At 41.7% G+C, this 25,775-nt stretch carries 27 protein-coding genes; 18 read left to right on the forward strand and 9 right to left on the reverse strand.

Going from position 1 to position 25,775, the window contains the following annotated elements:
• Positions 1-40: 40 nt before the first annotated feature.
• Positions 41-673, reverse strand: coding sequence for a hypothetical protein (locus OCI93_RS08790; protein ID WP_261591973.1), 633 nt, complete (start codon positions 671-673; stop codon positions 41-43).
• Between the two features lie 49 nt (positions 674-722).
• Positions 723-1,202 carry a DUF2947 domain-containing protein gene (locus OCI93_RS08795; protein ID WP_261591972.1) on the reverse strand — a complete coding sequence of 160 codons (480 nt, stop codon included), beginning with the start codon at positions 1,200-1,202 and terminating at the stop codon, positions 723-725.
• Positions 1,203-1,264: 62 nt separating this feature from the next.
• Between OCI93_RS08795 and OCI93_RS08800 the strand changes: the two genes are divergently transcribed.
• The 3 genes from OCI93_RS08800 to OCI93_RS08810 all read left to right on the forward strand — a co-directional run bounded on the left by OCI93_RS08800 (position 1,265) and on the right by OCI93_RS08810 (position 3,599).
• Positions 1,265-1,486 carry a DUF1653 domain-containing protein gene (locus OCI93_RS08800; protein ID WP_261591971.1) on the forward strand — a complete coding sequence of 74 codons (222 nt, stop codon included), beginning with the start codon at positions 1,265-1,267 and terminating at the stop codon, positions 1,484-1,486.
• 84 nt (positions 1,487-1,570) lie between these two features.
• Entirely contained in the window at positions 1,571-2,407 is an 837-nt protein-coding gene (locus OCI93_RS08805) for an AAA family ATPase (RefSeq protein WP_261591970.1), read from the forward strand.
• A 4-nt stretch (positions 2,408-2,411) separates the two neighbouring features.
• Positions 2,412-3,599, forward strand: a complete 1,188-nt coding sequence (locus OCI93_RS08810) for a vWA domain-containing protein (RefSeq protein WP_261591969.1) — start codon at positions 2,412-2,414, stop codon at positions 3,597-3,599.
• Between the two features lie 81 nt (positions 3,600-3,680).
• On the opposite strand, the gene rraB is transcribed toward OCI93_RS08810, so the two are convergent.
• The 6 genes from rraB to ftsY all read right to left on the reverse strand — a co-directional run bounded on the left by rraB (position 3,681) and on the right by ftsY (position 9,555).
• Positions 3,681-4,016 carry a ribonuclease E inhibitor RraB gene (rraB, locus tag OCI93_RS08815; RefSeq protein ID WP_261591968.1) on the reverse strand — a complete coding sequence of 112 codons (336 nt, stop codon included), beginning with the start codon at positions 4,014-4,016 and terminating at the stop codon, positions 3,681-3,683.
• Positions 4,009-4,728: a 1-acylglycerol-3-phosphate O-acyltransferase gene (locus OCI93_RS08820; protein WP_261626221.1), complete on the reverse strand. Its 720-nt coding sequence runs from the start codon at positions 4,726-4,728 to the stop codon at positions 4,009-4,011. The genes rraB and OCI93_RS08820 overlap by 8 nt, the downstream gene beginning before the upstream one ends.
• Before the next feature lie 134 nt (positions 4,729-4,862).
• Positions 4,863-5,726, reverse strand: a complete 864-nt coding sequence (gene rpoH / locus OCI93_RS08825) for an RNA polymerase sigma factor RpoH (protein WP_261591966.1) — start codon at positions 5,724-5,726, stop codon at positions 4,863-4,865.
• Between the two features lie 276 nt (positions 5,727-6,002).
• Positions 6,003-6,989, reverse strand: coding sequence for a permease-like cell division protein FtsX (ftsX, locus tag OCI93_RS08830; protein WP_261591965.1), 987 nt, complete (start codon positions 6,987-6,989; stop codon positions 6,003-6,005).
• Positions 6,986-7,663: a cell division ATP-binding protein FtsE gene (gene ftsE / locus OCI93_RS08835; RefSeq protein ID WP_261591964.1), complete on the reverse strand. Its 678-nt coding sequence runs from the start codon at positions 7,661-7,663 to the stop codon at positions 6,986-6,988. Before ftsE ends, ftsX begins: the two co-directional genes overlap by 4 nt.
• Before the next feature lie 65 nt (positions 7,664-7,728).
• Positions 7,729-9,555, reverse strand: coding sequence for a signal recognition particle-docking protein FtsY (gene ftsY, locus OCI93_RS08840; RefSeq protein WP_261626222.1), 1,827 nt, complete (start codon positions 9,553-9,555; stop codon positions 7,729-7,731).
• 242 nt (positions 9,556-9,797) lie between these two features.
• Here ftsY and rsmD point away from each other — a divergent pair, with 242 nt between their 5' ends.
• The 15 genes from rsmD (at position 9,798) to serA (ending at position 24,847) form a co-directional block, all read left to right on the forward strand.
• Entirely contained in the window at positions 9,798-10,388 is a 591-nt protein-coding gene (rsmD, locus tag OCI93_RS08845; RefSeq protein ID WP_261591962.1) for a 16S rRNA (guanine(966)-N(2))-methyltransferase RsmD, read from the forward strand.
• A gap of 137 nt (positions 10,389-10,525) precedes the next feature.
• The gene (rpsU, locus tag OCI93_RS08850; protein ID WP_010362466.1) at positions 10,526-10,741 is read left to right on the forward strand and encodes a 30S ribosomal protein S21; all 216 of its coding nucleotides are present in this window, start codon (positions 10,526-10,528) and stop codon (positions 10,739-10,741) included.
• A 20-nt stretch (positions 10,742-10,761) separates the two neighbouring features.
• Positions 10,762-11,208 carry a GatB/YqeY domain-containing protein gene (locus OCI93_RS08855; RefSeq protein WP_261591961.1) on the forward strand — a complete coding sequence of 149 codons (447 nt, stop codon included), beginning with the start codon at positions 10,762-10,764 and terminating at the stop codon, positions 11,206-11,208.
• Between the two features lie 87 nt (positions 11,209-11,295).
• Positions 11,296-13,035, forward strand: coding sequence for a DNA primase (gene dnaG, locus OCI93_RS08860; RefSeq protein WP_261591960.1), 1,740 nt, complete (start codon positions 11,296-11,298; stop codon positions 13,033-13,035).
• A gap of 122 nt (positions 13,036-13,157) precedes the next feature.
• Entirely contained in the window at positions 13,158-14,996 is a 1,839-nt protein-coding gene (rpoD, locus tag OCI93_RS08865) for an RNA polymerase sigma factor RpoD (RefSeq protein WP_261626223.1), read from the forward strand.
• 78 nt (positions 14,997-15,074) lie between these two features.
• Positions 15,075-15,947 carry a 50S ribosomal protein L11 methyltransferase gene (gene prmA, locus OCI93_RS08870; protein WP_261626224.1) on the forward strand — a complete coding sequence of 291 codons (873 nt, stop codon included), beginning with the start codon at positions 15,075-15,077 and terminating at the stop codon, positions 15,945-15,947.
• 283 nt (positions 15,948-16,230) lie between these two features.
• A complete protein-coding gene (gene dusB / locus OCI93_RS08875; RefSeq protein ID WP_261626225.1) occupies positions 16,231-17,202 on the forward strand; it encodes a tRNA dihydrouridine synthase DusB in 972 nt (323 codons plus the stop codon).
• 19 nt (positions 17,203-17,221) lie between these two features.
• Positions 17,222-17,512, forward strand: a complete 291-nt coding sequence (gene fis / locus OCI93_RS08880; protein WP_005491017.1) for a DNA-binding transcriptional regulator Fis — start codon at positions 17,222-17,224, stop codon at positions 17,510-17,512.
• Positions 17,513-17,741: 229 nt separating this feature from the next.
• Entirely contained in the window at positions 17,742-19,328 is a 1,587-nt protein-coding gene (gene purH / locus OCI93_RS08885; protein ID WP_261626226.1) for a bifunctional phosphoribosylaminoimidazolecarboxamide formyltransferase/IMP cyclohydrolase, read from the forward strand.
• 98 nt (positions 19,329-19,426) lie between these two features.
• Complete coding sequence (locus tag OCI93_RS08890) at positions 19,427-20,269, forward strand: class I SAM-dependent methyltransferase (RefSeq protein ID WP_261591955.1); 843 nt, start codon at positions 19,427-19,429, stop codon at positions 20,267-20,269.
• A 16-nt stretch (positions 20,270-20,285) separates the two neighbouring features.
• The gene (gene purD / locus OCI93_RS08895) at positions 20,286-21,569 is read left to right on the forward strand and encodes a phosphoribosylamine--glycine ligase (RefSeq protein WP_261591954.1); all 1,284 of its coding nucleotides are present in this window, start codon (positions 20,286-20,288) and stop codon (positions 21,567-21,569) included.
• A gap of 135 nt (positions 21,570-21,704) precedes the next feature.
• Entirely contained in the window at positions 21,705-22,253 is a 549-nt protein-coding gene (locus tag OCI93_RS08900; RefSeq protein ID WP_261591953.1) for a hypothetical protein, read from the forward strand.
• A gap of 10 nt (positions 22,254-22,263) precedes the next feature.
• On the forward strand, positions 22,264-22,872 hold the full coding sequence (locus OCI93_RS08905; protein WP_261591952.1) for a 5-formyltetrahydrofolate cyclo-ligase: 609 nt from the start codon (positions 22,264-22,266) through the stop codon (positions 22,870-22,872).
• Between the two features lie 78 nt (positions 22,873-22,950).
• Positions 22,951-23,604 carry a ribose-5-phosphate isomerase RpiA gene (gene rpiA, locus OCI93_RS08910; RefSeq protein WP_261591951.1) on the forward strand — a complete coding sequence of 218 codons (654 nt, stop codon included), beginning with the start codon at positions 22,951-22,953 and terminating at the stop codon, positions 23,602-23,604.
• Positions 23,605-23,617: 13 nt separating this feature from the next.
• On the forward strand, positions 23,618-24,847 hold the full coding sequence (gene serA, locus OCI93_RS08915) for a phosphoglycerate dehydrogenase (RefSeq protein ID WP_261591950.1): 1,230 nt from the start codon (positions 23,618-23,620) through the stop codon (positions 24,845-24,847).
• 33 nt (positions 24,848-24,880) lie between these two features.
• On the opposite strand, the gene OCI93_RS08920 is transcribed toward serA, so the two are convergent.
• Positions 24,881-25,771: a hypothetical protein gene (locus OCI93_RS08920; RefSeq protein WP_261591949.1), complete on the reverse strand. Its 891-nt coding sequence runs from the start codon at positions 25,769-25,771 to the stop codon at positions 24,881-24,883.
• Positions 25,772-25,775 lie beyond the last annotated feature (4 nt).

Raw genomic sequence — 25,775 nt, forward strand, 5'->3', positions numbered from 1 at the left:
AACCTACTCCCCTGAATACCAGGCTATTGCACAAAGCAGATTAATGAGGTCGTAGTTTTGGTACTTTAACATTGGTCCAATTTATCATGCTAGCTAGTAGCATCTCTCTTAAGCTTAATACGCGTGGTACAACAACTTTTTTATATTGCCAACGATGGCCGCAACACGCGCAAACCATAAGTAGCTTAGTTGGTTTAAGTAACTTAGTGTCACTTTGATGACTCAGGCCTGAACTTGCAAACCAACCATATTGATTGCAATGTATCGCATTGTCTCTTACTTGATCTATGCTGTCCATGACAACCTGTGTATACCCAGCGTTATTCACAAGTATTGGCACCACTAACCCAACTGGAGTATGCACGGAGTAAAAACTTTTATTATTTTGTTCATTAAACTGTGGCTGTGCTTTTTTTTGTGGTGCAAGCCAGCAAGCATTTTGGCTATCAAGCTCTAAAGGTACATCTCCTTGGCTAATATGCCGTGCAGCGCGTTCCACATAATACGGTAAACTCAGCAATTTTTTTTGCAGCTGTTCACCGTTATACTGTTTCGCCAGCAATAGGATTTCTCGTGCATAAAATACGTTAACTAACTCAGCAAATTGCAAACGTTCATGCTCGTTATGCCACAAGTTGCTTTGCTTTGTATCAGATATATTCTGCTTTACCACACACCCTCCACTGCCTGAGAAAAGTTATAGCATGCTAAGCAGATCCACGCTAGCCTTTAGGGCGCAGCCCCAGTTTGGCATGTCCACTTTCTAAAAATTGAATAACACCTTGGCGTTTCTTTCCTAACAACAAACTACCATCGGCTAAAAACATGAAGTTTTGCCAACAACGTTTAAATACACCAAAGCTTGTTTCAAACACATACTTTCGAGACAGGCAAAAGTACACAGTGGTATTATCCTCCCATTCTAAGAAAGTACACAATGTTTGTGGTAAAGCCGGCTCACCAGCTTCCCAAGGTTGCTCCCAGTTGAAGCTGTCGCTCCAAGTGCTTTCATCGCCAGCCCATTCTGATTGAGTGAAAAAATCAGGGTGGTCTTTCTCTCGTGAAACCATAGTAGTCCACAATACCGCTGCACGCTCTGCGCTCATTAATTTAATTGCATTAAGATCAACATCATCAATCGGTAGATCCTTATGTTTAAATACCCAGGCTTTTTTAAATTCTTCTATGGAAATATAATTCATCTTTACGCCATATTGGCAAACATATAACTTTGAAGTATACCGCACTGTAACAGGAGCAAACAATGAAGCAATTACTAAAAGCAGGCATTTATCAACATTACAAAGGACCTAAATATCATGTTCATCATGTTGCCACACACAGTGAAACTGGCGAGGCGATGGTGGTATATCAAACTTTATACGGCGACTTTGATTTTTGGGTTAGACCACTTGAGATGTTTAATGAACAAGTCCTAGTAGAGGGCACACTTACACCACGTTTTAAGTTTGTTGGTACAAACTAGCGAGGAAAATATTTTACTGACTAGAGCAGTGGTGCCATTTTATGGCACACTAGTCTCATCAGACCAGATAATTAGGAAATTAACGTGAGCTTTGAAGGTACACATAATTACATCGCAAGCAATGCACTCAAACAAGCCGTCAATGCTGCGGTAATTTTAGAAAAACCCTTATTGATTAAAGGCGAACCTGGCACAGGAAAAACAATGCTAGCGCAAGAGCTGGCCAACAGTCTCAATACAGAACTCATTCAATGGCATATCAAATCAACGACAAAAGCACAGCAAGGCTTGTACGAATATGATGCAGTATCACGATTGCGCGATAGCCAGTTAGGTGATGCAAAAGTTCATGACATCAGTAACTACATTGTTAAAGGTAAGCTTTGGCAAGCATTTGAAGGCTTAAAACGTCCTGTGTTATTGATTGATGAAATAGACAAAGCGGATATTGAATTTCCAAACGATTTACTCCTAGAGTTGGATAAAATGGAATTTCATGTTTACGAAACAGGTGAGCGAGTCAGTGCCAAAGTGCGCCCTATTGTGATAATTACTTCTAATAATGAAAAAGAGCTACCAGATGCTTTTTTGCGTCGTTGCTTTTTTCACTACATTGATTTTCCATCATCAGCGCAAATGCAACAAATCATTGATGTGCATTATCCAAATATCCAACAACAATTAGTACAACAAGCATTAGAGTCATTTTTTAAGCTGCGCGACATACCCGGCCTTAAGAAAAAGCCTAGTACCAGTGAGCTGCTAGACTGGCTGAAGTTACTCATGGCACAAGATATTGATGCAAATACATTAAAAGATAGCAGCCATAAAGGAGGCTTAATGCCGCTCTTTGGAGCCCTACTTAAAAATGAGCAAGATGTTAGTCTAATTGAAAAGCTTGCCTTTATGAGTAAGCGATAACACCATGTTGATTGATTTCTTTTTTACCTTGAAAAAATATGGCCTGAAAGTATCTCCAAGAGAATTGTTAGACTGTATCAATGCCTTGAACCATGGCCTGGCTTTTGCCGATATGGATGCATTTTATGGGTTAAGTAAAACCATATTCGTCAAAGATGAAACTCAATATGACAAATTTGACCGCGCCTTTGCTGATTATTTTCAGGGTATTGAAGACATCGACTTTTTAAGTCAGCTACAAAAAGATACACAACTTCCTGCAGATTGGCTGAGGAAGGAGTTTGAGAAAAACCTCACTGCAGAACAAAAAGCACAAATTGAAGCTGCAGGAGGCCTAGATAAGTTAATGGAAACCCTTAAACAGCGTCTAGCCGAGCAGCAAAAGCGTCACGCTGGCGGTAACAAATGGGTTGGCACTGGTGGTACTTCACCCTTTGGTGCGTTTGGATATAACCCTGAAGGCGTTAGAATTGGACAAGATAGCAGTCGCCAGCGCCAAGCGGTTAAGGTGTGGGACAAGCGCCAATATCGAAATTTAGATGCCGATAGTGAAATCACCAGTCGTACAATGCAGTTAGCCTTAAAAAAGCTACGTAAATTTGCACGCAGTGGTGCCAGCGAGCAATTGGATTTAAACGAGACTATAGCTGCAACGGCAAAGCAAGGTGGGATGCTAGATGTAAAAATGGCACCTGAGCGACACAATGCAGTGAATGTGATCATGCTATTTGATATTGGTGGCTCCATGGATGATTACATTCACCTATGTGAACAATTGTTTAGTGCCGCACACAGTGAATTTAAACACTTAGAATTTTTTTATTTTCATAACTGTGTATACGAACATGTATGGCAAGATAACGAACGCCGTCAAGCCAGTGTAGTGGATACGTACCAACTCATTAACCGCTTTGGCAAAGACTATAGATTGATTTTTGTAGGCGATGCGACCATGGGACCATATGAAATCGCCTATCCAGGCGGTAGCGTGGAGCATTGGAATAAAGAGCCCGGTTCGGCATGGCTAGCACGCCTTAGTAATCATTTTGAAAAAATTGCTTGGTTAAACCCACAACCAAAAGAGCATTGGCCGTATTATCAGTCTATTGGCTTAATTGAAGAAGCGATGGATAAGCGCATGTACCCGTTGACCCTTGATGGGTTAAGCTGCGCTATAAAAGAGATGAGCTAGTACAATTTAAGACACATTTATGCTCTGTGTCATTTCTATTTTGTAACTTTGGCTGAAATGACACAGTATGTAGGTAGTCAGTTACTCTTGGAAGTAAGTACCCCAACCATCATATTCAACGTTAAATTCCGTTGCTAAGGCGGCCAACTTATCGACATCCTCCATGATCACATCGGCATCCAGTTCCGCTTCTACTACAATATCAAATCCCCAAATCTTACTGCCATCTTCGAGCTCTAATTCAGCAGGGTCTTCAACATCGTAACCAAGTTTAAATGCAGCTAAAGCCGCATTCTCTAACTTTTTAAAATCTTCACATACAAAGTGATGCTCCACTTCATACAGTTTATCTGTTGCCGAGCCATCTTCTAAAAGTGATTCAACTATGTCTTCGCTAATCTCGCGCCAATTATCCATTATTTTCTTTTACCTTTTCATCAAGCTCTGCAATACGCTGTGCCATTTGCGAGTGTATTGCTTTAGCATGTTCACGCGCGCTGATCTCTTTGTCTAAATCAACCGGCGCTAAAATATCAATGTAAATTGTACCATTGTCCCAGCGGTTTAGCTTAATACAATTACTCGTGCTATTCATGCATACAGGCACAACAGGCACTTGTGCATTGAGTGCGGTATGAAAAGCGCCCGTTTTAAATGCTAATAGTCCTTTTCCATAGCTTCTAGTGCCTTCGGGAAACATCCAAAGAGATAAACCTTTGCTTTTGATCTTTTGGGCAGACTTACCAAGCGTACCGACTGCTTTAGTACGGTTGCTTCTATTAATTAGGATATTACCTGAGAGCCAATAAAGCTGACCAAAAAATGGGATCCACTTAAGGCTTTTTTTGCCCATACTAACTGTTCTTTGAGGTACAGCTGCAGTCAATGTGAATAGATCGTAGTTATTTTGATGATTTGCTACGTATACCGCAGGCCCAGCGTCAATACAATTAACATGACGTGAAATAACAAGTTTGACACCAATGACGGTAGACATTTTTCCAAACCAACAGGCAATGGTATGCACATTATTTGGATGAAATGGCCGTACCAGACACAATAATAGCCCAAACACACAGCTAAAAATAATAAATAATGCCATCGCTAAGATGCGTAATGCTGCCAACAAAATCGTTTCTCCTCACTTACGAACGCGTATTATAATCAAAATAGCGAACACTTGTAAGCTCAAAAAACTTGCTTGAAAATAAAAAACAAAAAAGCCGCTAACGATTAGCGGCTTTCTTTAAATGGAATAATCAGTTAGCTCATTGCAGCTTGTAACTTTTTCATCGCTGACTTTTCTAATTGGCGTACGCGTTCAGCTGATACATTGTACTTAGAAGCTAAATCTTGCAAGGTTGCTTTTTCATCAGCTAACCAACGTGCACTTACGATGTCTTGCGAACGCTCATCAAGCGTTTTAAGTGCATTAAAAAGTCTATTTTGCGATTGCTCTTGCCACTGTTCTTGTTCAACAGAATCTGCCAAGTCGCTGCTACCATCTGTTAAATATTGTACTGGTGAATAGCTGCTTGATGGCGCATCATCATTATCATCACCAGTTAAGTCAAAGCCCATGTCTTGTCCACTCATTCGCGATTCCATTTCACGGACTTCTTTTTCACTCACACCCAGTTCATTTGCAACTGTCGTTACTTCAGCTTGATTAAACCAACCTAGGCGTTTTTTGTTCTTACGTAAATTAAAAAATAATTTACGCTGCGCCTTAGTGGTCGCAACCTTAACAATACGCCAATTTTTTAATACATACTCATGGATTTCGGCTTTAATCCAATGTACTGCAAATGAGACAAGCCTCACGCCAACATCAGGATTAAAACGTTTAACAGCCTTCATCAGGCCAATGTTACCTTCTTGAATTAGGTCAGCCTGTGGTAAGCCATAACCAGAATAACTTTTAGCAATGTGCGCAACAAAGCGAAGGTGAGAGACGATGAGTTTTTTAGCGGCTTCTAAATCCCCTTCCTGTTGAAGACGAGTGGCCAACACTTTTTCTTGCTCAGCATCAAGCATAGGAATAGAGCTTACTGTTTGTAAGTAACCATCTAAACTTGCGCTTTGTTGTCCAGCAGTTAGTGCTAATGCGTATAAATCTTTACTCATTTCTCACCTCAAGTGGTAAATATTCCAGTCCATTTTAGCACTCTTCAAGCAAGAGTGCTAATGCGTATATAATACGTTTTCAAAAGAAAATGCAAGTATTTTCTTCTCCCATTTCGACCTTACTTATAAATCATTGATTTTTATTAAATAAAGATGGGGTTTAGATGCAACAATTAAGCAGTCTTCAGGATATCATATTGCATTGATATAGCCCATCTGTGATAAATTACATGGGCTTAAATATACTTTTATGTATTAAAATCATTCAGGTTGGTATTAGACTTTATCAGGCTCAATATCTTTTATATAACGATGTACGGATAGAAAAGACCCACCAAACCCTAAAGAAACCGCCAACAACAATAAAATCATTAACTCATTGCCATTGAGCCCTTGCAACACAAAAGCACTTTGGTAAACCCCAGCAACCATAGAGACTGCTGATTCTAACCACCACAGCATCATAGCAACGCAGATAAATGCAACCAAGCCACCGACAATGCCATACCATACACCAGTCCAAATAAATGGAGTATGAATAAAGGTATTTGTAGCACCAACAAGCTTAAGCACCTGGATTTCAGCCTTTTTATCCATGATTGATAGGCGAATAGTGTTCCCTATAATCAAAATAACCGCACTGAGCAATAAAAGAGCGATGGTTACCACACTTTCTTTTAATAGGCTCAACAGTGCATTTAAACGCTCTAACCATTCAATATCGAGCTTACCAAACTCCACTTCACGCTCACTTTCTAACTTATCTAACAATTGCTGAGCAGCTTGTGGTTTACGATAACGACTAGTCGGTGTCACCAAAACAACATTTGGCAAAGGGTTTTCTTCTAAATAGTCTAATGCTTGCCCAAACCCTGAAATACGCTTAAATTCATCAAGTGCTTGTGATTTTGATATAAGCTTAACATTCGCAATCTCAGGATATAATGCAAGACGTTTTGCCAATGTTTGTGTTTGCTGCTCACTCATAGACTCTTTAACGAACAGCGAAATTTCTGAAGCATCACTAAAACCACTACTCACTTGCTGCACATTTTTTACCACTATATATAATGTGGCAGGTAGCGTTAAGCTTAATCCTAATACTAAAATAGTCATCAATGATGCCATGGGCGTGCGCCACATTTCACCTAAACTATTTATGCCTTGGCGAAACACGGTAAGCATAAAAAAATAACAGCGTAAAAACCAAGATTTATTTTGACTACTAGTTTGTGCATCACGACCTTTAAACAATAAGCTCATAGTCTTTCCTCCGAGAGCGGATCTTGGCTCATTCGGCCATGACTCAAGGTCAAGCTACGATATTTCATCCTAGCGATCAGTCCTAAATCATGAGTGGCGATTAACACTGCTGTGCCATGGCGATTAAAGTCTTCAAATAATTTTAGGATTTCCATTGATAGCTCAGGGTCCAAATTACCTGTGGGTTCATCTGCTAATAATAAAGGCGGTGAATTAACAATGGCACGAGCTATACCCACTCGTTGCTGTTCACCACCAGATAAAGTATTTGGCTGACAGCGAACTTTATTCAAAAGCCCCACTTTGTCTAACGCAGCATTTACTCTTTTGGCTATGTGTTTATGGTGCATCCCTTCAATAACAAGCGGTAATGCAACGTTATCAAATACATTGTAACGTTCAAGCAATCGGTGATTTTGAAAAATGATCCCAATATCTCGCCTTACAAAAGGTATCTGACGATTACTCACACTATTTAAATCAACACCATTAATAAAAACATGTCCCGCAGAAGGACGCTCCATCACGCTGATAAGCTTTAATAAAGTACTTTTCCCCGCTCCGCTGTGGCCAGTTAAAAATGCAAGCTCACCATTGCCCAGCTCAAAGCTAACTTTCTCTAATGCTCGGTGACCACCGGGGTATGTTTTACTGACTTGGTCAAATTTGATCATGCTAGGCCTGCTTATAATTATGTTTTAGACCAAATAAAGGGAGCACTTAGTCTCCCCTTCATTAGTTAAGCATCTTCGTTACTAAATAATGCCTCAATAAAGTCTTCACTTTTAAATGTTCGTAAGTCATCAATTCCCTCGCCAACACCGATATAGCGAATAGGCACTTGAAATTTGTCTGCAACAGCAAAAATAACACCGCCTTTAGCTGTACCATCTAACTTAGTTAAAGTGATGCCTGTAAGCCCCACAGCTTGATTGAATAAATTAACTTGGCTAATCGCATTTTGCCCTGTACCAGCATCTATTGTTAACATTACTTCATGTGGCGCATCAGGGTCTAGCTTCTTCATTACACGAGCGATTTTCTCAAGCTCCTGCATCAAGTTATCTTTATTTTGTAAACGCCCAGCTGTATCAGCAATTAAAACATCAACGTTACGTGCTTGTGCCGCTTGAAATGCGTCAAATACCACCGATGCACTATCGGCACCTGTGTGTTGGGCAATTACAGGAATGCTGTTACGCTCACCCCATACTTGTAGTTGTTCAACCGCTGCGGCTCTGAAGGTATCACCTGCCGCTAACATGACCGATTTACCTTGCTCTTGAAATTGCTTTGCTAATTTACCAATTGTGGTAGTTTTACCTACACCATTGACACCGACCATTAAAATCACAAATGGCTTTTTATTGTGTGGGATCTCAAGCGGCTTTTCCGCTTCTTTGAGCATATCAGCCATCTCTTGCTTCATTAGCTCATAGAGTGCATCACCATCTTTTAGCTGCTTACGGTTAGCCGCATCAGTTAAGTTATCAATTAACTTCATCGTGGTATCTACACCAAGATCGGCAGTTAATAGCTGAGTTTCTAATTCTTCAAAAAGATCATCATCGATTTTTTTACCTTTAAAAATCGATGCAATACCAGAGCCTAAATTAACTTTAGTTTTAAGTAACCCTTTCTTTAATCGTGAAAAGAAGCCCTCTTTTTTAGGTTTGTCTTGCTCAACCTGTGCTTTCGCTTCTGCCGCTAGGCGCTGACGCTCGGCTTCTTCAGCCGCTACTTGCTCTGCTTGTGCTTTAGCTTCTGCTGCTAAGCGCTGACGCTCGGCTTCTTCAGCTGCTGCTTGCTCAGCCTGCACTTTCGCTTCTGCTGCTAAGCGTTGACGCTCGGCTTCTTTAGCCGCTGCTTGCTCAGCCTGCACTTTCGCTTCTGCTGCTAAGCGTTGACGCTCGGCTTCTTTAGCCGCTGCTTGTGCTTCTGCTGCTAAACGTTGACGCTCAGCTTCTTCATTTGCTGCTTGCTCAGCCTGCACTTTCGCTTCTGCTGCTAAGCGTTGACGCTCAGCTTCTTCAGCCGCTGCTTGTGCTTCTGTCGCTAAACGTTGACGTTCGGCCTCTTCAGCTGCAACTTGCTCAGCTTGTACTTTCGCTTCTGCCGCTAAACGTTGACGCTCAGCTTCTTCAGCCGCTGCTTGTGCTTCTGTCGCTAAACGTTGACGTTCGGCCTCTTCAGCTGCAACTTGCTCAGCTTGTACTTTCACTTCTGCCGCTAAACGTTGACGTTCGACTTCTTCAGCTGCTACTTGCTCAGCCTGTGCTTTCGCTTGTGCTGCTAAACGTTGACGTTCGGCCTCTTCAGCTGCAACTTGCTCAGCCTGTGCTTTCGCTTGTGCTGCTAAACGTTGACGTTCGGCCTCTTCAGCTGCAACTTGCTCAGCTTGTACTTTCGCTTCTGCCGCTAAACGTTGACGTTCGACTTCTTCAGCTGCAGCTTGCTCCGCTTTTTTGTTAGCGAGGCTTGCCTCATCATCGGTTTGTTGCTGTGATTGCTCTGCTTCTTTTTTGCCAAATCCAAACCAAGACAGAAATTTGTTCTTTTTTCCCATGCTCGCTAAATACCGTATTTAATAAATCTGATAAACTAATGATGACTCAAATTAATTGCCGTTGTTCGCCAATAAAGAGCCATAAGTATGTAACACTAACGTGCTTCTAAAGTGAAGCAACATGTTAGCGTCAAAATAAATCTAAAATTAGCGCGCAGTGTATCATGTTCCTAAGGGATGAAAAATGCAGCGATGGTGATTTATCCGAGTGAAATATTAAGATTCTATGACCTGTGACACCTATGAGAAAAAAAACAACCTCTAAAGCAAATCAAAAAGATGGCATGATCCGTATTATAAGCGGTCAATTCAAAGGTAGAAAGTTACCAGTAAAAAATGTGACTGGTCTTAGGCCAACCACTGACAGGGTGAAAGAAACCGTATTCAACTGGTTAATGCAAGACACCAGAGAAGCTACCGTACTCGATTGCTTCGCAGGCTCCGGGGGATTGGGCTTCGAATGTTTGTCTCGGTTTGCAAAGCAAGCCCATTTTATTGAACTGGATAAACTAGCCGCTTCGCAACTACAACAAAATATTGCCACATTGAAGTTAAGCAATGCTGAAGTAATTAACAGTAGTGCTATTGACGTGTTATCCAATAATAAAGATCAACTAACCTTTAGCCTTGTTTTTGTTGACCCCCCTTTTCGCAAGGAATTGGCTCAGCATATATGTGAGTTACTAGAGCAAAATCAATGGCTAACGGATGATGCTTTAATTTATGTAGAAGTAGAAAAAGAACTATCACTTGTTGCCCCTAATAATTGGCAAATAATTAAAGAAAAGCAGGCAGGACAAGTATTATGCCGACTTTATCAACGTGACAATTAAATAGCCTTACATTTAGCTATAATTTACACTTTACATGTGGTGTGGCTTCAGATTACAATACCGCACCATTTTTGAACCACTTGATCAATATTTGATCAGCGTGAGCATTGCTCATTTATTAGGTAGGTGAATTTTTAATGCCAGTAATTAAAGTAAGAGAGAACGAACCGTTTGACGTTGCACTTCGTCGTTTTAAGCGTTCATGTGAAAAAGCAGGTATCCTTTCAGAAGTTCGTCGTCGCGAGCACTATGAAAAGCCAACAGCTGAGCGTAAGCGTAAAAAAGCTGCAGCGGTTAAGCGTCACATGAAGAAGCTTTCTCGCGAAAACGCACGTCGCGTTAAATTATACTAATCTATTTCGGTCTTGTATAAATGAGCCTTTTAACTAAGCTAAAAGACGCACAAAAAGATGCCATGCGAGCTAAAGACAAGTTACGACTTGGCGCAATACGTATGGTACTTGCTGAAATAAAACAGCGTGAAATTGACAATCGAACAACACTAGATGAAGCAGGTATTACCTCTGTTTTAGTGAAGTTAGTTAAGCAGCGCCGTGACTCTTTCACTCAGTACACAGATGCTGGGCGCGAAGATTTAGCTGAAATTGAAGCAAATGAGATTATTGTGCTTGAAACTTTCTTACCTCAGCCTTTGACTGAAGAAGAAATTATCACATTAATTGATGATGCAATTGCCAATACTGGTGCTGCAGGTATGCAAGACATGGGTAAAGTTATGGGAATAATCAAGTCTAAAGCTGAAGGTCGTGCCGATATGGGCAAAATCTCTGGTTTAATTAAACAACGATTAAGCGCATAACCCCACATACAGATTGTATGATTAAAGTGAACCGAGCCTAGCGCTCGGTTTCTTCGTCTAGGCATAAAGGAACTTCGTTAGAATAGTATGGCTGGAAAGATCCCAAGACAGTTTATAGATGAGTTGCTTGATAGAACCGATATTGTCGATCTAATCGATAACCGTGTTGGTCTAAAAAAAGCAGGCAAAGACTATCAAGCATGCTGCCCTTTTCATAACGAAAAATCACCTTCATTTACCGTATCTCGAGATAAGCAGTTTTATCATTGTTTTGGTTGTGGTGCCAATGGTAACGCTATTTCTTTTATGATGGATTATGACAAACTTGAGTTTGTAGATGCCATTGAAGAACTTGCTGCTTTACTTAATTTAGAAGTGCCCCGAGAGCAAGGTTCAAACAAGCCAGAGCGAACCGTTGAACAAAAACGTTCTGACTATGACCTAATGCTGCAAACCGCAAAATTTTACCAGCACCAATTAAAGCATCATAAAAATGCCAGTGCAGTCATAGACTACATAAAAGGCAGAGGCTTATCTGGTGAAACGGTCAAGCAATACATGATAGGTTACGCTCCTTCAGAGTGGGAATCACTGTGTCATCAAGTCGGTCGAAATCAACATCAACGCCAGCAACTGCTTGAACTCAAACTAGCCTCGGAAAAAACACCCGGTCGACAGTTTGATTTCTTTCGCGACAGGCTTATGTTCCCTATCAGAGATAAGCGTGGACGAGTAATAGCCTTTGGCGGGCGGGTTATGGGGGATAGTCAAGGCCCAAAATACTTAAACTCTCCTGAAACTCGTATTTTTCATAAAGGATTTGAGTTATATGGCTTGTATGAAGCAAAACAAAGCAACGATAAGTTAGATAATATACTCATTGTTGAAGGCTATATGGATGTTGTAGCACTGGCAGAACAAAATATTACCTATGCAGTTGCAGCACTGGGTACGGCCACCACCACAGAACATATGCAAACGTTATTTAGAACCACAGAAAAAGTAATATGTTGCTACGATGGAGATAGAGCAGGTAAAGACGCTGCTTGGCGTGCATTAGAGCATGCACTCCCCTTCCTAAAAGATGGCAAGTCGTTAAAGTTTGTGTTTTTACCTGACGGTGAAGACCCTGATTCGCTTGTCCAAAAAGAAGGGAAGGTTGATTTTGAAAAACGCTTAGAAACAGCTGACGACTTTTCAAAAGTACTGTTCGACAAACTGGCGCTAAACTGTGAATTGACTAGCGATGCAGGTAAAGCGAAGCTTTTAAGCGATGCTTTACCCTTAATAAGTAAATTACCCAGTGAATTTTATCAAGAGAGCCTACTAGAAAAACTAGCGCGCCTGATAGGCAGAACAACTGAGCAACTATCAGCCAAGTTAGCAACGCCTAAACAGCTGCAAAACATTGAACGTAAGTTTAAAGTAACACCTATGCGACGTGCAATTGGCTTGCTAGTACAGCACCCAAAACTTGCATCAAGTATTGAGCACTTGCCCGAACTGGCACAAATGAGCATTCCAGGCATTGAACTATTACTAGAGTTACAATCTGTTTGTTTAGAACACCCCAACTATACAACAGCTCAGCTACTTGAATATTTCAGAGAAAAGCCTCAATACCAAGCATTAAAAAAATTAGCCATTTGGCAACACGAAATAAATGAGCAAGCACTCACCGAAGAGTTCCAAAATACCTTTCAATTTATTGAAGATCAGTGTTTAAACTTTAGGTTAGAGACCTTATTTATAAAAGACAAAACACAAGGCCTTAACAACGAAGAGCGACTCGAATGTGCACTATTAATGCAAGCGTTAAAACGATAGAAGAACTAGTCAAAATCAAATTTTGCTGTTATAATGTTCTATTCACTGCGTCATGCAAATTGTTCGGTGTTTTTCGCTGGCGCCTGTTGTATCAACTTATCAGAGTGGAAGCATAAATCTCTATGGATCAATCTCCTCAGTCACAACTAAAACTTCTGATTCAAAAAGGTAAAGAGCAAGGGTATTTAACTTTTGCAGAAGTTAACGATCATCTTCCACAAGACATAATAGACTCAGATCAGGTAGAAGACATCATTAGTATGATCAACGATATGGGTATTAAAGTTGCTGAAAATGCACCTGATGCCGATGAATTGATGATGCAAGAAACCACTACCGATGAGGATGCTGCTGAAGCTGCTGCTGCTGCACTTGCTACGGTTGAAAAAGAAATAGGTCGCACTACTGACCCTGTACGCATGTACATGCGTGAAATGGGTACTGTTGAGCTATTGACTCGCGAAGGCGAGATAAAAATAGCTAAGCGGATTGAAGAAGGTATCAACCAAGTTCAGATCTCTGTTGCAGAGTACCCAGAAGCAATTACTTATTTGCTTGAGCAATGGGATAAATTTGAAGCCGAAGAGATGCGCTTAAGTGATATCGTTTCTGGCTTTTTCGATCCGAATGCGGAAGAGACTCAAATCTCTGCAACTCATATCGGTTCTGAGTTAAGCGATGAAGACTTAGCTGATGAAGATGACGAAAGCGAAGATGATGAAGATGATGAAGAAGCGGATACAGGCCCTGATCCTGAAGAAGCTCGTATTCACTTTGAACAGCTTCGTACATTGTACACGCAAGCGCGCGCAACTTTTAATACAAAAGGCCGCTCGCACCCTGATTCACAAGCTGCAATTCATGAAATCGGTGAGTTATTCCGTACTTTTAAGCTAGTACCTAAACAGTTTGACCGCATGGTTAATAACATGCGCGAAATGATGGACAGAGTACGTGTTCAAGAACGCATCGTAATGAAGCAAGCGGTACAAATTGCCAAAGTACCAAAGAAAACCTTTGTAAAGCATTTTGCTAATAACGAAACAGATATGGCGTGGGTTGATGCTGAAATAACAGCAGGTGAGAAATATTCAGATAAACTTTCGCAAGTGAAACCTGAAATTGAGCGCTGTATCAACAAGCTAAAGGCGATTGAAGAAAGCACTGGCCTTACTATCGAAAGAATTAAAGATATCAACCGTCGTATGAGTATTGGTGAAGCGAAAGCTCGCCGAGCTAAAAAAGAGATGGTTGAGGCCAACTTACGTCTGGTAATTTCAATTGCTAAAAAATATACCAACCGAGGCTTACAGTTCTTAGATTTAATCCAAGAAGGTAATATCGGCTTGATGAAAGCGGTTGATAAGTTTGAATACCGTCGTGGTTATAAATTTTCAACTTATGCAACGTGGTGGATCCGTCAGGCAATTACTCGCTCAATTGCTGACCAAGCACGTACGATCCGTATTCCAGTACATATGATTGAAACAATCAATAAGCTAAATCGTATCTCGCGTCAAATGCTTCAGGAAATGGGCCGAGAGCCAAACCCTGAAGAGTTGGCGGAGCGTATGTTAATGCCTGAAGATAAAATTCGTAAAGTATTGAAGATTGCTAAAGAGCCAATCTCTATGGAAACACCAATTGGTGATGACGAAGATTCGCACTTAGGTGATTTTATCGAAGACACTACCATTGAGTCACCAATTGACTCAGCAACGATGGAGAGTCTTCGTGGCGCAACCAACGAAGTATTGGCAGGCCTTACAGCACGTGAAGCTAAAGTACTGCGTATGCGTTTCGGTATTGACATGAACACCGACCACACGCTAGAAGAAGTAGGTAAGCAATTTGATGTAACACGTGAGCGTATTCGTCAGATTGAAGCTAAAGCGTTGCGTAAATTACGCCACCCTTCTCGTTCAGATCTTCTGAAAAGCTTCTTGGATGTAAAAGGCTAACAGCCCTTTAAATTCATGATAATTGATTAAAGGCCGCAACTGCGGCCTTTTTAATAACTAGCAAATTTAGGAAAGCTCATGGCTTGGATCCAAATCCGCATTCACGCTAATAAAGAAACCGCCGATAACCTCAGCGATTTACTGCTCGATGTTGGCTGTCCGTCTGTCACCTTTATGGATGGCAGCAATAACCCTATTTATGAACCAAAGCCGGGAGAGGTTATTTTTTGGCCCGACACCATAGTTATCGGCTTGTTTGATGCCGCACACGATATGGACGTAGTAGTCGCCTATTTAAAAGCAAATAGTGAGCATTCACTGACTTATAAAATAGAGCAACTAGAAGACAAAGATTGGGAACGCGAATGGATGGATAACTTTCATCCAATTAAATTTGGTGAGCGTTTATGGATATGCCCTAGCTGGCGCGATATTCCCGACCCAGATGCCGTTAACGTATTACTCGACCCAGGTTTGGCTTTTGGGACTGGTACACATGCAACCACCGCACTTTGTTTAAAATGGCTAGAGAGTCAAGATTTAAGTGGCAAAACTGTAGTCGATTTTGGCTGTGGTTCTGGCATTTTAGGCATTGCAGCAATTAAACTAGGTGCTCAGCGCGTAATTGGCATTGATATTGACCCTCAAGCCTTAGCAGCCAGTCTTGATAATGCACAACGTAATGGTGTGGCAGAGCAACTAGAAGTGTACTTACCCGAGGATCAACCTGACTTTAGTGCTGATATTGTCGTTGCTAATATTCTTGCACAACCACTCAAAGAGCTACACGAGATCATTTTGGGCTTTTTAAAACCTCACGGTCAAATAGCCATGTCGGGGATTTTGGCTGAACAGGCGCAGTCTGTTGCCGACGTGTACGCGCCTTTTGTTAAGCTTGACGAGATTGCTCAGCAAGGCGAATGGACAAGGGTCAGTGGCAGCAAACCTTAATCTTTACACATATACTCATCGTTGAGTTAGTAACTTGTAACAGCTAAAGCCTGTATTTAACAGGCTTTACTGTTTTTTCACAGTGAATCAACCGTATTATTTTTATACACCTGCTCACTCACCTGTTTAAAAATCACACAAATAAATCATTGACTCAAACTGTTATAAAAAGTCAACCCAATAAGTTCAAAAAAAAAACAATAATGTTCAATTTATAGCCTTTGATTTTTGCGAAAAAAACCGTAAACTTAGCGCCCCTTGAAAAGAGGCAGATTGAACAACAGTGCGTATTGGTCCATACCAACTAGATAACAACATTATTGTGGCCCCAATGGCTGGGATCACTGATAGACCTTTTCGACAACTATGCCGTCGATTAGGCGCAGGTTTAGCCGTATCAGAAATGATGTCGTCAAATCCAAAAGTATGGAAAACAGATAAGTCGATGAACCGAATGGATCATAGCGGTGAATCTGGCATTCGCTCTGTACAAATTGCAGGTGCCGATCCAGCTTTAATGGCACAAGCAGCACAGTTCAATGTAGCAAATGGGGCGCAGATCATAGATATCAATATGGGCTGCCCTGCAAAGAAAGTGAATAAGAAACTGGCAGGCTCTGCATTGTTGCAGTATCCCGAGTTAGTTGAGCAGATAGTTCAAGCAGTGGTTAACGCTGTCGAAGTACCTGTAACACTAAAAATCCGTACGGGTTGGGATACACAAAACCGTAACGGCGTTGAGATTGCTAAAATTGCTGAACAAAATGGCATAGCCTCCCTAGCTGTACATGGTCGCACTAAAGCGTGTATGTACAAAGGTGAAGCTGAATATGCCACGATAAAGGATATCAAACGTTCAGTGACCATACCTGTCGTCGCCAATGGAGATATTACATCTGCGCAAAAGGCTAAACAGGTATTAGATTATACGGGCGCAGATGCCATCATGATTGGTCGAGCCGCCCAAGGTCGCCCTTGGATATTTAGGGAGATAGACCACTTTTTGCAAACTGGAAAACAACTACCTACACCAGAGATATCTGAGGTACGTAGTATTTTGATGGAGCATTTAACCAATCTTCATCAGTTTTACGGTGAGCCAATGGGAGCGCGTATCGCACGCAAGCATGTATCATGGTATTTGCAGGCCCATGACCAAGCAGGTCAGTTTAGGCGAGTATTTAATGTTCTTGAGATGCCCAATGAGCAAATCGATGCATTAGAACAATACTTTGAAACACTAGCAGCTAACTAAGAAAGAAAGAGACATAATGATGTTTGAACAAAATGTGACTTCTCCATTTATTACTAACGCTCATGTTCAGTCACAAGAGAAACCGCAACCTTTACGCGATGCAGTAAAAAAAGCTGTTCATCACTATTTAAAGCAACTTAACGGTCAAGACGTACAAGACGTTTACGATCTTGTTCTTTCAGAGCTAGAAGCGCCATTGCTTGAGGAAGTAATGACGTATACTCGCGGTAACCAAACTCGCGCTGCGATCTTACTTGGTATCAACCGTGGTACGCTACGTAAGAAGCTTAAAAAATATGGTATGAACTAATCTGTAGATTTAGTTTATAACGTTTTGAAAAAGCACCTTAGGGTGCTTTTTTATATCTCTGCCCCTTTTTCTCTCAATTTGCATTCAAGCTAACATCTTGCGCACACTATAAATTAAAGAATTCTCAATTTCACAATACGGTTTATGATCGTTTTCTTACGTAAATTAAGCTAAAATAGCGCCCTTCTAAGCTAGCCCTTAACTTATCATTGAGGAAACCTAAACCATCATGGATATACATCGTCCAATTCGTCGCGCATTATTAAGCGTGTCAGATAAAACCGGTATCGTTGAACTTGCCCGTGCTCTAAACACACATGGCGTAGAAATTCTTTCTACTGGCGGTACATTTAAACTATTAACACAGAACGGCATTACTGCCACGGAAGTATCTGACTATACAGGTCACCCTGAAATTATGGATGGCCGTGTAAAAACGCTGCACCCCAAAGTGCATGGTGGCATTTTAGCACGCCGTGGCCAAGACGAAGCGGTTATGGCTGATAATGACATCAGTGCTATCGACATGGTTGTAGTTAACTTATACCCCTTTGCACAAACTGTTGCAAAAGCTGACTGTAGCCTTGAAGATGCGATTGAAAACATTGATATTGGTGGCCCAACAATGGTTCGTGCAGCAGCTAAAAACCATAAAGACGTCACCATTGTCGTCAATGCGCATGACTATGACCGCGTTATTGCTGAGCTAAAAGAAAACAATGGTTCAACCACTTACAATACGCGTTTTGATTTAGCAATTGCAGCGTATGAGCACACAGCTCAGTATGATGGCATGATAGCAAATTACTTCGGCAACATGGTGCCTGATCATACCGAAGAGGGTGCTATTGATACCAAATTCCCTCGCACAATCAATATGCAATTCACTAAAAAACAAGATATGCGCTATGGCGAGAACTCTCACCAAGATGCTGCGTTTTATGTTGAAAGTGACCTACAAGAAGCCTCTGTAGCTACTGCAAAGCAGCTACAAGGTAAAGCATTGTCATTTAATAATATTGCAGATACTGACGCTGCACTTGAATGTGTTAAAGAATTCGATGCGCCCGCTTGTGTTATTGTAAAGCATGCTAACCCATGTGGCGTAGCAGTTGATGAAAACATCCTAGCGGCATACGACAGAGCGTTTAAAACTGATCCCACCTCTGCCTTTGGCGGCATCATAGCGTTTAACCGTGAATTAGATGCAGATACAGCAGAAGCCATTGTGGCACGCCAGTTTGTTGAAGTGATCATTGCACCAAGTATTTCAGATGCCGCAGCACAAATTGTTGCAGCAAAGAAAAACGTTCGCGTCTTAGTGTGTGGTCAGTGGGGTGCGAAAACAACACACTCTGATATTAAACGCGTAAATGGCGGTATTTTGGTACAAGACAGAGACCAAGGTATGGTTACACTAGATGACTTAACCGTCGTATCTAAGCGCCAACCAACAGAGCAAGAGCTAAAAGACTTATTATTCTGCTGGAAAGTAGCTAAGTTTGTTAAATCAAATGCCATTGTTTACGCTCGAGACTCAATGACGATTGGTGTTGGTGCTGGGCAAATGAGCCGCGTCTACTCTGCTAAAATAGCAGGCATTAAAGCTGCTGACGAAAACCTTGAAGTAAAAGGTTCAGTGATGGCATCTGACGCATTCTTCCCATTCCGTGACGGTATTGATGCTGCTGCAGAAGCTGGGATCACAGCCGTTATCCAGCCTGGTGGTTCAATGCGTGATGAAGAAGTCATCGCTGCGGCTAACGAAGCCGGCATGGCAATGGTCTTTACCGGCATGCGTCACTTTAGACATTAAAAACCATTGCGCGAACCGTTTAACGTTTCGCGCTTTTTGTTTGCACTAAATTCGAGTATTGTGCTTAAAACACAATCACAAAAGTGAAGGAACAAAAAATGAAATTTGGTTTAAAAACACTTCTTGCAGCTGCTGTAACGACTGCACTCGTAGGCTGTAACGCAAACGATAGCACACTAAATAACAGCGACAATACCGCAAGCACGCTAATTAGCGCAGCACAAAGTACTGAACGCTCAACAGCAAATCAAACCCGTGACCAATATCGTAATCCAGTTGAAACATTAGCGTTTTTCGGTTTGCAAAGTAATATGACGGTTGTTGAAATTGCCCCAGGTGGTGGTTGGTACTCAGAGATTTTGGCCCCAGCACTTAAAGGCCAAGGTACTTTCTATGCGGCACACTTTCCGGCAGACTCTGAAGTTGGCTATTACCAGCGTTCGCTCTCTGGTTTTAAAGAAAAAGTAGCCAGTGATGAGCGATTTAGCGAAGTGAAAATAACCGAATTTTCTCCTATCTCTCATTTAGATATTGCACCAGCAAGCAGCGCTGACATGGTACTGACTTTTCGTAACGTGCATAACTGGTACATGCAAAAAGATCACCAAGGCGTGTTAAGTGCGTTTAAAGCATTTAATAAAGCCTTAAAACCAGGTGGTATTTTGGGTGTGGTTGAGCACCGTTTACCTGAGTCGCGCGATAGCGCTGATCAGAAACGTTCAGGCTACATGAAGCAAAGCTATGTGGTTGATATAGCCAAACAAGCCGGATTCGAATTAGTAGCTCAAAGCGATATAAACGCCAACCCTAACGATAGCGCAGATCACCCTAAAGGTGTGTGGACTCTTCCTCCACGTTTAGCACTGGGTGAAGAACAAGCTGCAAAATATAAAGCTATTGGGGAAAGTGATCGCATGACTCTAAAATTTAAAAAGCTTTAAATAGGAAAATTTCGCCATGAATGTACTCGTCATTGGCAGCGGTGGCCGCGAACACGCACTTGCGTTCAAAGCCGCTCAAAACCCGTCAGTCAAAACAGTTTATGTTGCCCCTGGTAATGCAGGCACAGCCTTAGAGCCTAAACTCACTAATGTTGACATTGGTGTTGAAGACTTAGACACTCTGATAAACTTTGCTAAAGAAAACCGGGTTGGGCTTACCATTGTAGGCCCAGAGGCACCCTTAGTGATTGGCGTGGTAGACCGCTTTCGTGAAGAAGGCTTAGCTATCTTTGGCCCAACAGCGGCTGCGGCACAGTTAGAAGGCTCTAAATCTTTTACCAAAGACTTTTTAGCTCGCCATGCTATTCCAACTGCAAACTACCAAACGTTTGAACAAGTAGAACCTGCATTGGCTTATTTGAAACAGCAAGGCGCGCCAATCGTGGTTAAAGCCGATGGCTTAGCAGCAGGTAAAGGCGTAATAGTTGCAATGACTGAATCTGAAGCACAAGACGCCATTCGCGACATGCTTGCAGGCAATGCATTTGGTGATGCTGGCAGTCGTGTGGTTATTGAAGAGTTCTTAGAAGGCGAAGAAGCTTCCTTTATCGTCATGGTTGATGGTAAAAACGTTTTACCATTTGCTACCAGCCAAGATCATAAACGTGCTTACAATGGTGATGCAGGTCCAAACACTGGTGGTATGGGGGCTTACTCTCCGGCACCCGTGGTAACACCTGAGATCCACCAGCGTATTATGGATGAAGTGATCACACCGACTGTTGAAGGTATGGCAAGCGAAGGCAATCCTTATACGGGATTCTTATACGCTGGGCTGATGATCGCAGCAGACGGCACACCTAAAGTGATTGAATATAACTGTCGTTTTGGTGACCCTGAAACACAACCTATTATGCTGCGCTTACAGTCTGATTTAGTTGAATTAATCGAAGCTGCTAATCGTGAAGAGCTAGACAAATTTGATATCAAATTTGACCCGCGAGCAGCTGTAGGTGTTGTTCTCGCAGCCAAAGGCTACCCCAGTGCATACCCCAAAGGTGATGCAATCAAAGGCCTCCAAGTAAGCTACCCAGAAGGCGAAAAGGTATTTCATGCAGGTACCAAGCAAAATGGTGAAGATGTGGTGACCGCGGGTGGTCGTGTACTGTGCGCAACAGCGCTAGGCCACACGGTGACCGAAGCCCAAAAGCGTGCATACTCACTGGTAAAAGACATCCATTGGGATGGTGTCGAGTTCCGTACAGATATCGCTTATCGCGCTATTGCTCGAGAGCAATAATTCAGTATCAATTATAGGCCAGTTAACAGCTGGCCTAGTTTCCATAAAAATACCTCCCTTTGTTATTCATAACACATTCGCAACATACAAAAAATTCGGTATACTCAAAGCATTAGCAAAGCGTTAGGAATAGTCATGTCACAACAATACCGTGTCGCATTTGTCGAATTAGAGGGAAGCTTTTCGGCAGAAGAGGTGGTGGCAAAATTAAGTACTAAATTAAAAATTAACCCACAAAAAGCAAGTGCCTTTTTAGCCAATAAGCCTTTATTCGCCCCAGCGGATAAAACCAAATGCTTAAAGCAGGTAAAACTGCTTGCCAGCATGGGGGTTCAAGCCAAGCTAATTGCGCTAGAAGATACAACTAAAACAAGCGCACAAGAACAAAAAGATGAACGCGTATTTGAAGCTTTAGATTATATAACCAGTAGCCTCATTCGTATCGAAGAAAGACTAGAAGAGTTAGAGCAACGCCTACCTGCGTCATCGAATGAACAACATGAACAAGGCGCGCAACAATGGCAAGAAGACGAAATAGTTGATGATTTTGATTTAGACCTTGAAATGGAACCTACAAAAAAACTACCCACTCGTAAGCTGCAATATGCATTGGCTGCCGTGTTATTGATATTATTAATAGTTTTAGCACTGGCTATATTATATCCACAATGGTTTAACTTATAATTGAGCACTTATGGTTAGCAAACCCCAATCTCCTCCTCTATCTCGTTCACAAATTCGCAAGAATATTAGAAATGCGAGAAAAAACCTAAGCAAAGCGGAGCAAGAACAAGCCGCGAAAAAAATTAAAGTGAATTTTTTTCAACATAAAAACCCACCAAAAAACGCTCGAATTGGGCTCTATTTAAGCAATGATGGTGAACTTGATACTTCCAATCTAATTCAATCACTTAGGAAAGAAAATCACCGCATATTTCTACCAATAATACATCCCTTCAATGGCACCTCTTTGCTATTTCAAAGGTATGAAGAAAATTCACCCATGACACAGAATCGCTATGCTATCTTGGAACCTAAATTAAATTGCAGTCATATTTGCCCCCTTTATGAATTAGATTATCTACTTATGCCACTTGTGGCGTTTGATAAATCAGGTAATCGCTTAGGGATGGGTGGCGGTTACTACGATAAAACTTTGGCACGCTACTATCGCGAACATATGCAAAAGCCTGAATTAATAGGTCTTGCCCATGACTGCCAGCAGGTAGAGCTATTGCCAACTGAAGCATGGGATGTGCCATTACAGCAGATAATTACACCACGCCAATTTTATCAGTGGTAAAGCACAAACTGACTCATTCTATGGTCACAATTACGATATACTCACGGTGTTCAATTTGACAACACAGTGAATTACGTAATGACCCAAGATGAAATGAAAAAAGCAGCAGCCTGGGCTGCGTTAGAATATGTTAAAGAAAACACCATTGTTGGCGTAGGAACCGGCTCAACCGTAAACCACTTTATAGATGCCTTAAGTAGTATCAAAGGGCAAATTAAAGGGGCTGTTTCAAGTTCTGAGGCCTCAACTGAAAAGCTCCAAGCATTAGGCATAGAAGTGTTTGAGCTTAACGATGTTGACCAACTCGACGTGTACATTGATGGTGCAGACGAGATCAATGCCAGTAATGACATGATCAAAGGTGGTGGCGCGGCATTAACACGAGAAAAAATTGTAGCCGCAGTAGCTAAACAATTTATTTGTATTGTGGATAACACCAAACATGTTGAAACATTGGGCGCATTTCCTCTACCTGTTGAAGTGATCCCCATGGCACGCAGCTATGTGGCGCGCGAGTTATTAAAGTTAGGTGGTGATCCGGTCTACCGACATGGCGTTACGACCGATAACGGTAATGTGATACTTGATGTACATAACTTGCAGATTAATGAGCCAAAGCAGTTAGAACAAAGCATAAATCAGATTGTCGGCGTTGTAACCAATGGTTTATTTGCACAGCGTGGAGCCGACGTTGTTATTACGGGGACCTCAGAGGGCCCCAAAATTAGTTAAATAGGAATCAATCATGAGTAAGGTATCGTTAGCCAAAGATAAAATTAAAATCTTGCTACTTGAGGGCGTACACCAAAGCGCTGTCGAAACACTAAAACGCAATGGCTATAGTAATATTGATTACGTTAAAACATCGCTACCTGAAAATGAGCTAAAAGAGCGTATTAAAGATGCCCACTTTGTGGGTATTCGCTCTCGCAGCAATTTAACCGAAAGCGTGCTTAGCGCCGCAGAAAAACTAGTTGCTATTGGTTGCTTTTGTATCGGCACCAACCAAGTTAACTTACAAGCTGCGCGTGAACGCGGAATTGCAGTATTTAATGCGCCTTTCTCTAATACTCGCTCTGTTGCAGAGCTAGTATTAGGTGAAATACTACTGCTATTGCGTGGCATTCCTCAGCGCAATGCCATGGCACACCGTGGACAATGGCTAAAATCTGCCATTGGTTCGTACGAAGCCCGTGGTAAAACTTTAGGGATCATTGGTTACGGTCATATCGGAACTCAGCTTGGGATCATGGCTGAAAATATCGGTATGAAAGTAGAGTTCTATGATATCGAAGATAAGCTAACGCTTGGCAACGCTCAGCAAATTCAAAGCTTAACGCAACTACTGCAGCGCTCTGATGTCGTGAGTTTACATGTACCTGAAACCTCAGCAACTAAAAACCTTATTGGTATGGCTGAGTTAGAAGTCATGAAGCAAGGCGCAATCTTGATCAACGCATCTCGTGGCACCGTGGTTGATATTGATGCACTTGCTGAGTCTCTAAGAGATAAAAAGTTATCAGGCGCTGCCATCGATGTATTTCCTGTGGAACCTAAATCTAACGAAGAAGAGTTTATTTCTCCATTACGTGAGTTTGATAATGTTATTTTAACGCCACATGTTGGCGGCTCGACTCAAGAAGCACAAGAAAACATCGGTATTGAAGTGGCTGGTAAAATCGCTAAATATTCAGACAATGGTTCAACATTAAGTGCCGTTAACTTCCCCGAAGTGGCACTGCCTGAACTTGCTAATCGCAGTAGATTACTGCATGTTCACCACAACCGTCCTGGGGTGCTCACACAAATTAACCAAGCATTTGCACAGCATGGTATTAATATCGCCGCACAATACCTTCAAACTGATGACACCATCGGTTACGTGGTTATAGATGTCGATAGCGATCACTCTGAAGTTGCATTAAAAGAACTCAGTGCTGTAGAAGGCACTATTCGCGCAAGAATATTACATTAAATTAAAAAGGTCGCACTTGCGACCTTTTAACGATTACTGCCCAGTCATAGACAAGTTGATATACTCTGCCAATGCCTCTGGCTGAGTATTGAGTATCGCCAGCTGCTGAGAAAAATCAGCAGCACGTGTACCACAGGGTAACTGTGCAGATACTTCTAAGCGCTGCAAACCTTTAGCAAACCCCAGCAATGCCTTTTTACTGCGCTGTGCTATTGTAATTTTCTCAAGCCGTGTTTCTAGTAATTGATAAAAATTTAATTTATTTAACCCAGACACCAGCAGTAATCTCTCAAGTAACGCTGGCAACTGTCCTTGGTTTTCAAGCTTAAAATGCAACATGCGTGGCTCAACATTTTGTAGAGCATCCATCAATGCGCCTTGTGCAACTAAATCATCTGGCTGCTGGCGCAGCGACTGTGACGCTGTCATAAAATCTTGAGTATTATTAACCTGCAATAATAACGTCGCAGCAATAATATCACGCGCCACCCAACTTGCTTTTAATTCACTTAAACCAACACTATGGTCATATGCGACTGAAGATACAAAGTCAAAGTCGGTATCCAGTAATAGCGCTGGTATATGCGATACCTGCTGCTTGGCTTGTTCACTCAAACGTATTCCATTTAGTTGTACCTGAGTAAATTCACTGATTTTATCGCTTTGATAGCCTTGCAGACTAGCTTGCTCAATACTTATCACCTTACGCGCTAGTGCGTCTTTAATAACCACATTGTGCACACTCACTGTATCTTGCAAAATTGACGCATCTATACTGCCATAACTTATTTCGATACCACTTTGCTGCTGTATTGATGCTAATTGCTGCGCCAGCTCAGTGGTAACGTTTTTGTTTACTAAGTGCTGAGCTATTCCATACGCGACTAATCCAGCTCCCAGCACAACCAAAAATACATTTCGCATAAGC

This window comes from Pseudoalteromonas holothuriae, from assembly GCF_945859825.1.
Lineage (GTDB): Bacteria > Pseudomonadota > Gammaproteobacteria > Enterobacterales > Alteromonadaceae > Pseudoalteromonas > Pseudoalteromonas holothuriae.